Annotated in this window: 16 protein-coding genes; 4 read left to right on the top strand and 12 right to left on the bottom strand. The window is 50.9% G+C overall.

Features of this window, described 5'->3' with window-relative positions:
• Both BM058_RS18535 and BM058_RS15140 read left to right on the top strand, forming a co-directional pair.
• Window positions 1-195: hypothetical protein (locus BM058_RS18535; RefSeq protein WP_218151912.1), on the top strand; the 195-nt coding region annotated here is incomplete at its 5' end.
• A gap of 381 nt (window positions 196-576) precedes the next feature.
• Window positions 577-933 (top strand): DoxX family protein, encoded by a 357-nt coding sequence (locus tag BM058_RS15140; RefSeq protein ID WP_090928015.1) that lies wholly within the window; start codon window positions 577-579, stop codon window positions 931-933.
• Window positions 934-937: 4 nt separating this feature from the next.
• Here the strand turns inward: BM058_RS15140 and BM058_RS15145 are convergent, their stop codons facing one another.
• From BM058_RS15145 to htpG, 5 genes are all read right to left on the bottom strand, one after another.
• Window positions 938-1,264 carry a nucleotidyltransferase domain-containing protein gene (locus BM058_RS15145; RefSeq protein ID WP_090928017.1) on the bottom strand — a complete coding sequence of 109 codons (327 nt, stop codon included), beginning with the start codon at window positions 1,262-1,264 and terminating at the stop codon, window positions 938-940.
• Complete coding sequence (locus BM058_RS15150; protein WP_090928019.1) at window positions 1,254-1,661, bottom strand: nucleotidyltransferase substrate binding protein; 408 nt, start codon at window positions 1,659-1,661, stop codon at window positions 1,254-1,256. The genes BM058_RS15145 and BM058_RS15150 overlap by 11 nt, the downstream gene beginning before the upstream one ends.
• Before the next feature lie 107 nt (window positions 1,662-1,768).
• Entirely contained in the window at window positions 1,769-2,254 is a 486-nt protein-coding gene (locus BM058_RS15155; protein ID WP_090928021.1) for a hypothetical protein, read from the bottom strand.
• A 129-nt stretch (window positions 2,255-2,383) separates the two neighbouring features.
• Entirely contained in the window at window positions 2,384-2,860 is a 477-nt protein-coding gene (locus BM058_RS15160) for a hypothetical protein (RefSeq protein ID WP_090928023.1), read from the bottom strand.
• A gap of 106 nt (window positions 2,861-2,966) precedes the next feature.
• Window positions 2,967-4,850: a molecular chaperone HtpG gene (gene htpG / locus BM058_RS15165; RefSeq protein WP_090928025.1), complete on the bottom strand. Its 1,884-nt coding sequence runs from the start codon at window positions 4,848-4,850 to the stop codon at window positions 2,967-2,969.
• Window positions 4,851-5,059: 209 nt separating this feature from the next.
• Between htpG and BM058_RS15170 the strand changes: the two genes are divergently transcribed.
• On the top strand, window positions 5,060-7,267 hold the full coding sequence (locus BM058_RS15170) for a choice-of-anchor I family protein (RefSeq protein ID WP_090928027.1): 2,208 nt from the start codon (window positions 5,060-5,062) through the stop codon (window positions 7,265-7,267).
• A gap of 206 nt (window positions 7,268-7,473) precedes the next feature.
• Entirely contained in the window at window positions 7,474-7,755 is a 282-nt protein-coding gene (locus BM058_RS15175; protein ID WP_090928029.1) for a hypothetical protein, read from the top strand.
• A gap of 174 nt (window positions 7,756-7,929) precedes the next feature.
• Here the strand turns inward: BM058_RS15175 and BM058_RS15180 are convergent, their stop codons facing one another.
• The 7 genes from BM058_RS15180 to BM058_RS15210 form a co-directional block, all read right to left on the bottom strand.
• Window positions 7,930-8,586 (bottom strand): FusB/FusC family EF-G-binding protein, encoded by a 657-nt coding sequence (locus tag BM058_RS15180; RefSeq protein ID WP_090928031.1) that lies wholly within the window; start codon window positions 8,584-8,586, stop codon window positions 7,930-7,932.
• Between the two features lie 506 nt (window positions 8,587-9,092).
• A complete protein-coding gene (locus BM058_RS15185; protein ID WP_090928034.1) occupies window positions 9,093-10,142 on the bottom strand; it encodes an NAD(P)/FAD-dependent oxidoreductase in 1,050 nt (349 codons plus the stop codon).
• 317 nt (window positions 10,143-10,459) lie between these two features.
• Window positions 10,460-11,014, bottom strand: a complete 555-nt coding sequence (locus BM058_RS15190; RefSeq protein WP_090928035.1) for a TraR/DksA C4-type zinc finger protein — start codon at window positions 11,012-11,014, stop codon at window positions 10,460-10,462.
• 157 nt (window positions 11,015-11,171) lie between these two features.
• Entirely contained in the window at window positions 11,172-11,858 is a 687-nt protein-coding gene (locus BM058_RS15195; protein ID WP_090928037.1) for a hypothetical protein, read from the bottom strand.
• Window positions 11,827-12,648, bottom strand: coding sequence for an ABC transporter ATP-binding protein (locus tag BM058_RS15200; RefSeq protein WP_090928039.1), 822 nt, complete (start codon window positions 12,646-12,648; stop codon window positions 11,827-11,829). Before BM058_RS15200 ends, BM058_RS15195 begins: the two co-directional genes overlap by 32 nt.
• Window positions 12,649-12,819: 171 nt before the next feature.
• Window positions 12,820-13,851, bottom strand: coding sequence for a FecCD family ABC transporter permease (locus BM058_RS15205; RefSeq protein WP_090928041.1), 1,032 nt, complete (start codon window positions 13,849-13,851; stop codon window positions 12,820-12,822).
• The gene (locus tag BM058_RS15210) at window positions 13,848-14,852 is read right to left on the bottom strand and encodes a FecCD family ABC transporter permease (protein WP_090928043.1); all 1,005 of its coding nucleotides are present in this window, start codon (window positions 14,850-14,852) and stop codon (window positions 13,848-13,850) included. Before BM058_RS15210 ends, BM058_RS15205 begins: the two co-directional genes overlap by 4 nt.
• Window positions 14,853-14,875 lie beyond the last annotated feature (23 nt).

Raw genomic sequence — 14,875 nt, forward strand, 5'->3', positions numbered from 1 at the left:
AGCGCGTCCTCTTTTGCTTCAACCTGTTCTATCGATGAGCGAACCTATAGAAACCCTGTAGGTTTCTTTGTGTTGCTGCAAGAGCACCCTTTTCTAAAGAAAAGAAAACGAAGGCAGGAGCGGAAGGCGGCGCTTCCAGCGGGAAGAGCAGCAGCCGAAGATCCTATCAAACGGCGGTTTTTCCGTTTGATATAGCTGAGGCGCTGCCCGCGGAAAACGTCCGCCTGCAGCGGATGCTTCTTTGCCCCCAGCGTATTCCTAAAGTAGAAACGAGTTATAGATATAGAACGGAACCTCACTCAAACAATAACCCTCTTTATCACGGATTCAGGATGACAATTATTGTTACAATAATTGTCATGATAAGGTCTCTTTTCGCTTTGTATTTGCTTCCTAGGCATACATCGATGATAGAGGACCTTCTCTTTTTTTCCAATCATCAGCCTTCGTCGTTACCGAGAACTATTTTACACATACTATTGTTATTCTGGATTTCCTATAAATTGGAATAGGGAAACTCATATGAATGGAACCAGGATTGTTTCATAGAATGGGTACAAAAGGAGGGGACAACCTATGTCGCAAATACGACCGCTTCTTGATGTACCCCGCTTTCTCACGGCCTTTGTTTTTATCGTTTCCGGTTGCATGAAACTCCTTAACCCCGGCATGCTGAGCGGAATGGAGCTTCCGTTTCCAACCGTCGTCATGACCGCTGCCGCGTGGGTGGAAATCGGATGCGGAGTCCTTCTCGTACTCAACAAACAGGTGAAAAATGCCTGTATACCGCTGCTGGTGATTATCCTGGGAGCTATTATTCTGACAAAAGTCCCTTTGATCGAATCCGGTTTTCTCCTTTTTTTATTTGAAGCCCGTCTCGATATCGTGATGCTCGGCCTTCTTGTGCTGCTTTTCTATAAACATCCGGGATGAGGCCCTATAAAACATAGGACTTTTCATAAAACACCCTTCCCTCTTCATCAATGTGCGCCTTTAGTGCAGATTCTACGATCATCTCATAATGAAGAACATCGACATAATAAGGGATTGGAATCTCTTCATTTAATAACGTACTCAACCTCCCTCTCACCTTTTCTGTCACCGCTTCGCCTGCCACAGCCAAATCAATATCCGATCCTTTTCTGTAATAGCCCATCGCACGGCTCCCGAATATATAAACAGTTTCTATTTCAGGGAACTGATGCAGGGCATTCTGAATAAGATTATAACTTTTGTCTGTAATGCCGAACGAATTATTCATCATATTTCTCCTTCAACATTCGAAAGGTTTGAGTAATGGCAGGCGAAAATTCATTTTTAATTTTTTCTACAGCTAAATAAAATCGTTCTTCATTATACGTATGTGCCAGAATATTTCTGCTTTCCAGCATTTCCAGCCAAATTTCACCGTTATCTATCAGATTATATTGATAAGCCGTTTTCAGTACATCTCTAGGAAATGGAACGTCTACTCCCTGCGCTTCTAAAAAGTCCTTCAGTGTTTTCCAAGCTAATTCAAATGTATATTCGAACCGTTGAATCATGCCTTCCTTCTCCAGAGTGCTTAACGCGGGGTACTGTTCTACCGCTTCCATCAGCATTCGGTATGCCTTGTTGAAATTCTCAAAACACTGACGCCATCTTACGCCCTTCCCTCTCATTCATCGTTCTCCTTCACCCATGTCTTTTCCTTTTATTATAGACGAACGGCCGCAAAGAAAAAACGTGTCCAGCCTTTAAAATGACGGTGTGGAACATTTCATGCCGCCTACCACTTGGAGTCCTCTATAGCAGAATAGCGTCGCTTTTGGGGCTTGGTTTCCTCTTTTGGCAGAGGGGCAGGTTCCGGCAGCAGTAAATGCAGCGTAAACATGAACGGCACGGAGAAAAAGGCATGGCGGAACACATGGATTGTTTCTGAAGGACTTTCGAACCCTACGGGAATCTGATAATCTATCCAAACTAACGGAGGCATTACAATAGTAGTAAATAAAATACCTTGAAACAGCTTGCTTTTTGGAAGATTAAACGAGTAGAAAGCAACAGGGAAGATCCATATCATATAAAAAGATAAGGGAGAATAGATAAAACCACCGTCATATAAACCGCCATATCTGGATTCGTAAAAGTTATGTAACGTCGGCAGGACATTATCCAACAACACTTGAAGAAGGAAACCGAGGAACACGATTCCCATAATACGACCAATCATATACACGGAGTACCCCCTGGGTTTCAGGCTGTTCCAGTTCATGTTTTACCTCCTATCGTTTCCACACAGAAAAATCAGTATCACGGCTTGAATATCATCGTCCACCTTTTTCAACAATTGGCAGAAACGGATCTGATCCATTCGATGAAAAGACAAAACACACTACACGGTCTAAGAGCTGGAATATTCCGTTTCACTTTTGTGGTGTTTTTCTATCTTTTTTTGTAAGGGGCTTGGTTCCGGCAGCAATACGTGCAGCATAAACATGAACGGTACAGAGAAAAAGGTATACCGGAAAATATGGATTGTCTCAGAAGGACCACTAAACCCACTGGGGGTCCAATAGTCTATCCACACTAACGGAAGCATGATAATAGTCGTGAAGAAAATACCTTGAAACAGCTTAGTCTTTGGAATAGTAAAAGAATAAAAAGTAACAGGAAAGATCCAGAACATATAACCAAATATGGAAGGGGAGAGTAACCCTCCGTCATATAAACCACCATATTGGGATTGGTAGTAATTGTGTATTGTTGGCAGTATATTTTCCAACAACATTTCAAGAAGGAAACCAAGGCACACGATTCCTATAATGCGAACCGTCATCGAATCCGGATATTCTTCAGGTTTCAGGCTGTTCCAGTTCATGCTGTACCTCCCGATTCTTTTTGTCCTTTCATCCCCATTATACATAAAAAAAGGAAGGGTTTGACACCCTCCCTCTTTCATCAATTTTTTCTGTGATATGCCGGCGTTAGTCCATCACTTTGACAATGTCGTTCGTGAAGGCAACGGGATCTTCGACCGGCATGCCTTCGATAAGAAGCGCCTGGTTGTACAAGAGGTTCGTGTACAGCTCCAGTTTGTTCTCGTCGTTATCGTACGCGTCTTTGAGCGACTGGTAAATGTCGTGGTTGACGTTGATTTCCAGCACTTTGTTCGCTTTAATGTTCTGATTGTCCGGCATCTGCTGCAGGATTTTCTCCATCTCGATGGAGATTTCGCCGTCGGCAGCGAGGCAGACCGGATGGCTCTTCAGGCGCTTGGACGCGCGGACGTCACTCACCTTGCCGTCGAGCTGGTTTTTAATCGCTTCGAACAAGTCTTTGTTTTCTTCCTGTTCGTTCTTTTCCTGCTCTTCTTCTTCCTCGTCCTCAATACCGAGATCGCCGCTTGCCACAGATTTGAATTCTTTGTCTTCATAGGATGACAGCATTCTGATGGCGAATTCGTCGATGTCTTCGGTGAAGTAGAGGATTTCATAGCCTTTGTCGCGCACCATTTCCGTCTGCGGCAGCTTTTCGATGCGGTCAACGGAGTCACCGCTCGCGTAATAAATGTACTGCTGGTCTTCTTTCATGCGCTCCACGTATTCGGCGAGACTGACCATTTTCTGTTCCTTCGAAGAATAGAACAGCAGCAGGTCTTTCAGGTCATCCGTGTGGCTGCCGTAATCCATCTGCATACCGAATTTCAGCTGACGGCCGAACGATTGGTAAAAGGTTTCATAGTTTTCGCGTTCATTTTTCAGCATGCTCTGCAGCTGATTGCGGATTTTACTTTTAATATTCTTCGCGATCAAACGGAGCTGGCGGTCATGCTGGAGCATTTCCCGGGAAATATTCAGGGAAAGATCCTCTGAATCCACGATTCCTTTGACGAAACTGAAATAATCCGGCAGCAGATCGGCGCATTTTTCCATGATGAGAACACCGTTGGAATAAAGCTCCAGCCCTTTTTCAAACTCGGCGGAGTAATAATCAAACGGCGGCTGCTCCGGAATAAACAGAACGGCCTGATAGCGGACCTGGCCGTCGATGTCCAGATGGACATGTTTCAACGGCTTGTCGAAACCATAGCGGCGTTCCTGGTAAAACGCTTCGTAATCCTCATCCGACAGCTCGTCCCGGTTTTTCTTCCAGAGCGGAATCATGCTGTTGATGGCTTTTTCTTCGGTTACTTCAACGGTTTCTTCTTCATTGTCTTCCTTCGGCTGCTGCTCCGTCACGTCCATCAGAATTGGATAGCGGATGTAGTCCGAATATTTTTTGATGATCGTCTGCAGGTGACTTTCATCCAGATACTCTTCGTAGCTTTCTTCTTCGCCGCTTTCCTTCACTTTAATGTAAATCTCGGTGCCGTGGTTTTCTTTTTCGGCCGGCTCCACCGTGTAACCTTCTGCGCCGTTGGATTCCCATTTGAACGCTTCCTGGCTCTCGGCGGATTTGGTGTACACGGTTACGTTATCGGCAACCATGAACGCAGAATAGAATCCGACACCGAACTGGCCGATGATGTCATGGCCGTCTTCGATTTCATTTTCGTTTTTGAACGCAAGCGACCCGCTTTTCGCGATCGTACCGAGGTTTTCCTCGAGTTCTTCGCGCGTCATGCCGACACCGGTATCCTCCATTTTCAGGATACGGTTGTCCGCATCGGTGCTGACTTTAATGTAGAAATCATCCGGGTTGAACGTGATCGAATCATCAGTCAGTGCTTTGTAATACATCTTATCAATCGCGTCACTGGCGTTGGAGATTAGTTCCCGCATGAAAATTTCTTTCTGGGAATAAATCGAGTTGATCATGATATCGAGCAGTCGCTTCGATTCGGCTTCAAACTGCTTGGTAGCGGTCATGTTTCGTTCCCTCCTGACACATTCCGTCAATTTTTTAGCACTCTTTTATGCCGAGTGCTAAATTAATTCCATATATATTGTAACGATTCACACGAACATGTCAAGCCTGACAGACAGCGTCAGTATATTAACAGGAAAAAAATAATTTCTTCATACTGCCTTTATGTTCCCTTATTACAATAGAAGGTGATTATACATAAGAGGGTGGAATGATGATGAAAAAATCAGTAAGTGCACTGCTTGGAACAGGACTGCTGTTCAGCGCGGTTCTTCCGTACCAGGCTGCAGCGGAGCAGCCTCCGTTTATCCAGCACGGAGGGGAGAATGTGCTGAATGCCGCGCAGATTGCCCAGTATGACAGTATGGCCGGTGAAGGCGGAGCGGAAATTATGGCGTACGATACGGCATCCGAAAAGGCATTTGTCACAAACGGAGCCGAAGCCAGTATCGACATCGTTCATGTCAGCAGCCTCGGGGAACAGGATTATCAGCAGCTGGAAACGTCCAAACGAGTTGCCATGAGTGACTTTGGACTGGAAAATGTGTCAAACATCACAAGCATTGCGTCACACCCGTCCGAAGATTTAATTGCCGTGGCGGTTGTCAGTGATCCAAAAACCGATCCAGGACACGTTGTGTTTTTAACCAAAAACGGGGAGTATGTTCATGACGTACAGGTCGGCGCCCAGCCGGATATGGTCACGTTCACCCCGGACGGCACCAAAGCACTGACTGCTGATGAAGGCGAACCGGCTTCGGATTACAGTGTCGATCCGGAAGGTTCCATTTCCATGATTGATGTGGCGGATGGTGCTGTTGAAGCCGGTGGGCTGGAGGCGCAGACACTTACTTTCTCCGAAGACATGCTCGATGAGAAGGTAAGAACCGATTCCCGCGGCACAGCGCTGCAGCAGCTGGAACCGGAATACGTCAGCGTTACCGACGACAGCAGCACCGCTTACGCCGCCCTGCAGGAAAATAATGCGATAGCCGAAATCAACCTGGAAACCGCTGAAATCGAACGCGTCCAGGGTCTTGGTGTCAAAGACCATTCCGCGGAAGGAAATGAACTGGACGGCGCGAATAACGGCCGTACTGAAATTGAAAAACTGCCGCTGCTCGGCCTTTATATGCCGGACGCGATTGATACGTACACCGTAGACGGCCAGTCGTATATCGTCACTCCGAACGAAGGCGATGCCCGCGATTATGACGCTTATTCCGAGGAAACAGACATTGCTGATATCACGGATAATGTGGACTTGAACGCGGACCATTACGAAGGGTACACCCAGGAAGAACTGGATGCTGTCGTTGACGACGGTATTCTTGAAAAAATGGGAGAAACCGTCATTACAAATGAAAACGGGCAGGTAGACGGCACGTATGAAGCGATTTACTCCTACGGCGGACGCAGCTTCTCCATTTTCAACGCCGATACAATGGAACTGGTGTATGACAGCGGATCGACGATGGAAGATATCACCGCCGAAGCCATGCCTGAACATTTCAACACGGACAATGACGAGATACAGTATGACGGACGCAGTGACGCCAAAGGTCCGGAACCGGAAACGTCGGTAATCGGCGAAATCAACGGCACCACCTACGCTTTCACTGCCCTGGAGCGCTTCAGCGGCGTAATGGTGTATAATGTGACCAATCCGGCGCAAGCTTCCTTTGTCACCATGATCTCCAGCCGTGACTTCACGCAGGATGTTGCCGGGGATGTGGCACCGGAAGGTCTTGCTTTCATCCATGCTGATGACAGCCCGACCGGCAATGCCGTGCTCGGCGCGACCCATGAAATGACAGGCACCGTCGCTTTTTATGAATTCACCGCAGCACCCGGCGGGGACAGCAATGAAGAAAATGACCAGGTATTCGAGGATGTAAGCAGGGATTACTGGGCGCAGCCGTACATCCAGAACCTTCATGACGCAGGAATCGTTCAGGGCCGTCCAGACGGCACATTTGGTTCTTCCGAGAACGTGACGAGAGCCCAGTTTGCCGTCATGCTAAGCCGGATGCTCGACCTTGATACAGCAGACAACGGGCAGGCATTTGAAGACGTTCCGGGATGGGCCGCAGACGAAGTCAATGCCCTGCACGAAGCCGGCATCACCACCGGCAGGGAGGACGGCAGCTTTGACCCGCAGGCTTCCATCACAAGAGAACAGATGGCCGCGATGACAGTGCGCGCTTACGAACATGAGGCAGGCAGCGCAGAAGCAGCCGATGTTTCCTATGAAGACAGCGAAAGCATCAGCCCATACGCTCAAAGCGCGGTCGAAAAAGCAGCCACCCTCGAACTCATGACCGGCACTGAAGACAATCTTTTTCAGCCAAAAGAAGACAGCACCCGCGCGCATGCTGCTAAAGTCGTCTCCATGCTCCATGGCACGCTCGAGCAGTAAGCAGCTGCTCGTTCCCCGCACCATGCATAATCTCCCGGCTGTCTCCATGATAAGCCGGGAGATTTTTTGCTGCTGCAGACAGGCCGCACTGCCCTTTTGATAGAAAGCATCTGTCCGTTGACCAGAACAAAATGAAACAATCCTATTAACAATCCAACTACAGGAGAGATATAATGTAATAAATTCCTAATCAAGGAGGGCGTGCATTGAGTGCAACAGCAAAAAAGAGTTTTCTGATTCTATATTGGGTCATACTTACCTGCGGTGCCGCTTCCTATTCCCTTTTTTATTATCCCGACATCATGATCATCAGCATCACCGTCCTTCTATTCTGCAGCCTGAGCACGATGCTTATTGCCAGTGCACTGAAAAACCGGAGGCTGCTTATACAAAGTATTATGTTACTCATCAGCCCTCTTCTTGTTTTAGGCGTGTGTGTGTTGATCACAGCGTTGTTTAATGTAGAACCACCGGATATGTATAAGTGACTACTGCTTTTATTTCCTCATGCTGGGTGAAAATTTGAAACTCCGGGGACGAGAAGAACTGCCCGGATCTGAGGAACATAACACAAACGAGGAGTAATGCGGACACCGCTGTACAGCTCCTCCAACTATAAGTATAAGGCCCCCTTTTCCTTCGCTGAAAAGAGGGCCTTTATTTTATCCATGATGCAGCACTTTACGCACAAAGCCGTCCAGCCGCGACACATCGCTGATATTGCGGTTGCACTGCTCACTGTCGATGCAGATATGGTGACCGAGCGCCCGGTAAAATTCCGGATTGTCCGCATCCGTCTCATGCGTTTCAAAGGTGACGAGCATCACCGGTGCCAGTTCCCGGCAGAAATAGCAGTAATCCTGCCGTTTCGCCGGAGTGTAGCGCCCTTCCATCCCAACGATCTCCCCGTCAAGATCGTAGACGATGAACTTTTTGCGGTGGCCCCCGTCATTCCAGCCGATGTACGTCCGGTGCGCAAAATCGACGTCCCCAAGATCCGGCATCTCCATTTTCTTATGATGCGGAAACAGACGGCCGATTTGTTCTTTATCAAGAATCGGAAAAGGCTCCACATAAGGCTGGAGCGACCCGATAAACGCCTCCACCCCAATGCTTGTCTCCACATCCGAAAGCGGATCAATCACATCCTCCTGCTCCTCTGTCAATACCGGCAGCGCCTGCTTCACATGCTCGGCGGCCTGCCCTTTCACAGCCTGCATCACCCCGGAATCTTCCACATCCCGGAAGCTCTGCTGAATATAGCGTCCCTGGTTCTTGATGAGATTCAAATGATGATTTCGAATGAAAGGTTCGGTCATTCCTTCGACTCCCTTCTGTTATCTTTGTGCTGCGTCCGGCTGTTCACTTTTTTATATGGTACCTTGTCCACACCTCCATCAGCAAGCCAAAGGACTTTTCTCCGCCGCTGCGGCGCTTCTACACGTCACAATCACCATCCCCCAGCCCGATTGTGACTCTTACTATCCATCTAACACCCACAATCCCCATCACCTCACCTGATTGTGCACCTTACACGCTTTCTAACCATCACAATCCACCAGTCTGCCACTCAATGTTACTCTTAGAAGCCTGACGGCGCTTCTAAACGTCACAATCACCATCCCCCAGCACGATTGTGACTCTTACCATCCATCTAACACCCACAATCCCCATCACCTCACCTGATTGTGCACCTTACACACTTTCTAACCATCACAATCCGGCTCCCAACCGGGAAAAGTGACCCTCAGAACCCGGATCCACCCACACCCAAACCTTTGAACGAGAAAAAAAGCCGCCCCGGTATTCCGGGACAGCTCAAGGGTTACTGCATCATCTGTTTAACAATCTTTTTATTCTTGTCCTTGAAGCGTTCATTGTGGGACGAAATGAGTCCAGCGGCCGGCGCTTCCGGCTGTACGAACTGTTTCGCTTTGTTGACCGCATTCGCCGCATCCTGGAAGGCGCCCGCAATCAAGTTCAGCTTGCCGTCATGCTTCAGGATATCGCCGGCGGCATAAAGCCCGTCGACCGATGCCTCGCCGTTTACCGTTCCGGCGACAAACATCTCGTCGGCCATCTCAATCGGGAGACGGCTGTTTTCAAGCAGCTCGGCGTCACGTTCGAAGCCGTGGTTCACAATCACATCATCCACTTCGACTTCAACGACGTCACCCGTTTCATGATTAGTCAGCTCCACAACGTCGATCATTTCCTGATTGTCGTCGGCCTGCAGCCGGCTGATCGACGAATGGAAAAAGCATTCAGCCGAGCTTTCCAGCAGCTGCGACACCTGGGCTTCGTGCCCTTTCAGATCGCCTTTGCGGTACGTCAGGTATACTTTCTCTGCCACCTGCTCCAGTTCATTCGCCCAGTCCACCGCAGAATTGCCGCCGCCTGAAATGATGACGGTCTTTCCCTTGAAGCGCTCGAGGGATTTGATTGTGTAATGGAGGTTGGAAATTTCAAACGTTTCCGCCCCTTCCACATCAAGCTTCTGCGGATTAAGTATTCCGCTTCCGACAGCGGTAATGACCGTTTTGGAATAATGTTTGCGCCCGGACGTCGTATGAAGCACGAAATGCCCGTGACGGTTTTTTGTCATCGATTCGACTTTCTCATTCATCACCGTCTCCGGGGAAAACGTCATCGCCTGCTCGACAAGCTGGTCCACAAGCTTGGCCCCCGGTGTCGGCAGCAGTCCGCCGACGTCCCATATCATTTTCTCAGGGTACACATGAACTTTCCCGCCGAGGTACGGCTGGTATTCGATGATTTTTGTCTTCATTTCGCGGAGGCCGCTGTAAAACGCCGAATACAGCCCGGCCGGTCCGCCTCCGATGATCGTTACGTCAAACAGTTCTTCCTCGTTCATGCGGTGACCCTCCTGATCCGTTCCTAACTTACATTCATTCTATCGCAATTGAAAATCATTATCAACAATGAATTTAAAAAAACAGCGCCCGATTACGGACACCTTCCACCACAAAATGTCTCTAATATACCGTTACGGGACACGTTCACAAGCAAAGTGTCTATTAAATAAACATGACAGACATTTTGAACCGCCGCGCCCCGCAAAGTGTCCATTATTCCTTCATTACGGACACGTTCAACCACAAAATGTCCGTAAACGCCAACGAACCCCCAAAAAAAAGCGTGCTCCCCCGCTCAGGAGAACACGCCCGCGTCCTACGCCTTATCCGGGCCGTCGTTTGATTCGCTGTACGCGTTTTCTTCTTCCGGTACATCCGAGGGGGTCTGGGACGTGCCGTGTCCGCTGACCGCCTCCCACGTATCTTCCTTATCATAGCGCTCATCCTCATTTCCCTCATCCGGACTCACCCGTTCATCCAGCACGTCTTCTTCCGCTGTCTTCACCTCATCCTCCAACACCGTATCCGCGTGTTTCACGCACCGCAGCGTCTCCGGCACAAGCTCCAGCCGCTCATACGGAATTTCTTCTCCGGACACTTCGCAGATGCCGTACGTTCCATTCTCCATCGCCGCAAGCGCCCGGTCAATCTGCTCATTCTGCGCCTCGGCCTGCTTATTCAGCGCAGCATCGGTCTCACGTTCGGCCATCTCGGTCGCCTCATCGGCCGGATGATTGTCGATGTTCGACAGGTTTCCTTCCCCGTCTCCGCCGGCGGCTTCACTATTCTCCCCGCGCAGCACTTTATTGTTTTCTTCTTTTTGCTCGAGCAATTTGTTTTTCAATATATGGAGTTGAGCTTCTGTAAGCATAAAACATCCTCCTCGTTTTCATCCTTCCCTTTTTCCATTCACAAATTCAGGCAAAACTAAACATAGGAGAAAAGGGTCAAAGGAGAAACGGCTCCGCCTTTAACCCTTCGTCACGTAAACAAAAAAAGCCCGGAATGGTGTGATTCCGGGGATTTTGTCAAAGCTTATGATATTTTGGGCACACTTTGCAGCAGGAACGTCCGCCGTCTGTTTCATAGACGAAACAGCACGTCTGCCGGACACGGACGTCTGCGCCGCGCCGGTTTTCGAAATTCGAGGTGTAGAACGGGCGCAGCGGGTTAAACGATGTATCAAACACCCCGCCGGGAGCCTCCTGCACAATGGAAGACAGATCCCGCTGCAGCTTCTCCGGAGCAGGAGCATCCTCGGCCGCATTCAGTTTCTTCTCATACAGCGAAAACACACGGATTGCGGTGTTTTCCCAGAGAATCGGCATCGGGACACGGCTCACCGCGTGCAGCGTGCGCCAGATCGGCGTCAGGTGGCGGGCAAACACTTCCCGCAGCATATCTTCTTCTCTGGAAGCTTCCAGGGTTCCCCCTGGTTCAAAGACCGGGCTCCATTTTTCGGCGCTCCAGTCCGTCACAAGCTGCGATTCACCGAGTGTCACGAGCGGCTTTCGTCCCTCGAGCGTCATCGGGGAAAAAGCGGCCTGAACGACGAACCAGGCGTACCGCTTTGAGAACTGGGAAGCGGCTGTCAAAAGCGACGGCGCCTGCATCTTCTGCTGTACTTTCTCCAGATAACGCCGGCAGGCTGCTTCGTCGGTCAATGTATGGGCGTGAAGGGTTTCATTCCGCTCGGACAGCAGAAACGGTTCCATTGGCATTGCGCCCCTTTCCGTGTGGGATCACCATCGGCGTGCCGAACAAAGGATCAGCCGCGACGTGGCAGTTCATCTGAAAGACATGCTGCACGAGGGATTCCGTCATAATATCTTCCGGACGGCCCTCGGCATACACATCGCGGTCCTGCATCGCCACAAGATGGTGGGCATAGCGGCACGCCATATTCATATCATGAAGGACCATCACAATCGTACGCCCTTCGGTTTCATTTAATTCGAACAACAAATCAAGCACATCCACCTGATGCGCCATATCGAGATATGTCGTCGGCTCATCAAGCAGCAGCGTATCCGACCCCTGTGCAAGCGTCATCGCGATCCAGGCGCGCTGCCGCTGCCCGCCGGACAACGCGTCCACCGGCTGGCCGCCGAGATCCTGCATGGATGTTGCCGTGAGCGCTTCCTGTACCATCTCTTCGTCCTGCGGCGACCACTGTTTCAGCCAGCCCTGATGGGGATATCTTCCCTGCCGCACAAGCTGTTCGACGGTTAATCCTTCCGGTGCGGAAGGCCCCTGCGGCAGAATGGACATTTTTTTCGCGACTTCTTTTGTTTTCAACTGGGAAATGCCGGCTCCGTCAAGCAGCACCGTGCCCTGCTGCGGCCGCAGGATACGCGCCATCGAACGCAGCAGCGTCGATTTCCCGCAGCCGTTGCCTCCGATGAACACGGTAATTTTGCCCTCCGGCACGGTCACCGACAAGTTATCCAGAATCGGTGTATCTTCATACGAAAACGTCAATTCCTTTGCTTCCAGCGTCCCCATCCGGTACGCCTCCTTCCAGATCCATTTCCGTCACTCTACACACATGTATGTTCTGTTCCTATTGATAATGATAATGATTTTCACTCTTAAATACATTGTATCGATGAGCGGAGTGCCCGTCAATGACATTCCTTTAAAAGTGCATCTATTCTAAAATAGAAGACAATCCGCTCAAAAATGGTTTCGGTTCCGGTACAGGAGAAACAGGAAAAACGGAGCGCCCACCGCGGCGGTAAACACGCCGGCCGGCACATCAACCGGATAAAAGATCGTTCGGGCTGCAAGATCCGCCCCAAAAAGGAGCAGACCACCGACAAACGCCGAGGCGGCAATAACCGGTCCGAATGTGCGCCCGATCAGCGTCCTGGCAATGTGCGGCGCGATTAACCCGACAAATCCGATCGCACCCGCGGCAGCCACCGCCGTACCGGCAAGAACAACGCTGATAAAGAGCAGAATAAAGCGGTGGACCTGGATTCTTACACCGAGACCCGAAGCCGTGTCATCTCCGAACTGCTGCGCATTCAGGCTGCCGGCTAACAGAAGGGCCGCCGGAGTCAGCACCAGCACAACCGGAAGCATCGCAAAAATATCCTCCCACGACGCGCCGTAAATACTGCCGGTCAGCCACAGGTACGCCGAGGAGGCGGTAACCTTCGAACTGACAACGATCATAAAGGTCGTGAGCGCACTCATGACCGCCGCGATTCCGATGCCGATCAAGACGAGCCGGATTGGTGTCACTCCTTTTTTCCACGCAAGCGAATACGTGAGCGACGCAACAACGAGCGCTCCTGTGACCGCTGCACCCGGAAGCCAGCCGATGCTGACACTGCCGGAGGTGTACGTTAAAAACGCAACTGCCGCCACCGACGCTCCTCCGGTCACGCCGATAATATCGGGGGCAGCCAGCGGATTACGGACAACCCCCTGCAGCAGCGCCCCGGATACTCCGAGGGCCGCTCCGACAAGAATCGAGACAAGGGTGCGCGGCATCCTCGAATTCATGACAATAAATTCATTTGCCCCTTCTCCATCCCCGGCCATCGCGCGGATCACCTCAAGCGGGGACAGCATCGTATTGCCAAGCGACGGCCCGAGCATACAGGCGGCCACGGCCGCAAGAAACAGCAGCAGGAGCACCCGGTTCGTCCGCGTCTTCAGCGAAAAGGTACCAAGGGGAGCGTTTCCAAGCCGTTTCATACGCTGGACACCCCTTTTCTTGCGATGAATACAAAGAACGGTCCGCCGATGATGGCGGTCATCACTCCAATCGGTACTTCCTGCGGCATGATCAGAAGGCGTGCCACGACATCCGCCGCCGTCAGGAGCACCGCCCCAAGCAGAGCGGCATAGGGAAGCAGCCAGCGGTAATCGTTGCCGGCAAAAAAGCGGGCGATGTGCGGAATCACCAGGCCGATGAAACCGACCGCCCCGATAACAGCGACCGAACTGCCGGCAAGGAACACAATCAACACACCCATGAACGCTTTCAGCGCAGCTACGTGCTGCCCCATACCTTTGGCGATGTCGTCGCCGGTCACAAGCAGGTTTACGGCTCTGCCGATCAGCAGACTTGCCGCAAGGGCTGTGATGATAAAGGGGAGGAGCGGCAGCAGCATCTCAAGCGTCCGTCCGCTCACGGAACCGGCAAGCCAGAACAGCACATCCTGCAGTCCCGCCTCATCGAGCACGAGAATCCCCTGGGTGTACGACTGAAACAACGCGCTGATCGCCGCCCCGGCGAGAACAATTTTTACCGGTGTGAGGCCGTCGCGCCCAATCGAACCGAGAAAATAGACAATAACCGCTGCCACAGCCGCTCCGGCGAAAGCGAGTCCCATTAAGGACAGAAGCGACGAGGCGGAAAAGAACACAACACCGATGACGACCGTGAATATCGCGCCCTGGTTAATCCCGAAAATACTCGGAGAAGCGAGCGGATTTCTCGTCAGCGCCTGCATGAGCGCTCCCGCCACCGCAAGCGACGCTCCGGTCACAGAAGCAATGACCGCGCGCGGGAGCCGGTCCGACCGGACGACGATGTGCTCTGTCGAATCATCGTTATAAGACAGAAAAGACTGCGCCGCCTGTTCCATCGTTATCGGCGTCTGTCCAAACACCAGGCTGGCCGCAAACGCCAGCAGAAGCCCCGTACAAAGGAGCAGTAACACAAAACCTTTTCTGTCTTGCAACACCGTCATCACACGTCATCCTTTTTTCTTCC

The sequence above is a fragment of the Salibacterium qingdaonense genome, assembly GCF_900114715.1.
Taxonomy (GTDB): domain Bacteria; phylum Bacillota; class Bacilli; order Bacillales; family Marinococcaceae; genus Salibacterium; species Salibacterium qingdaonense.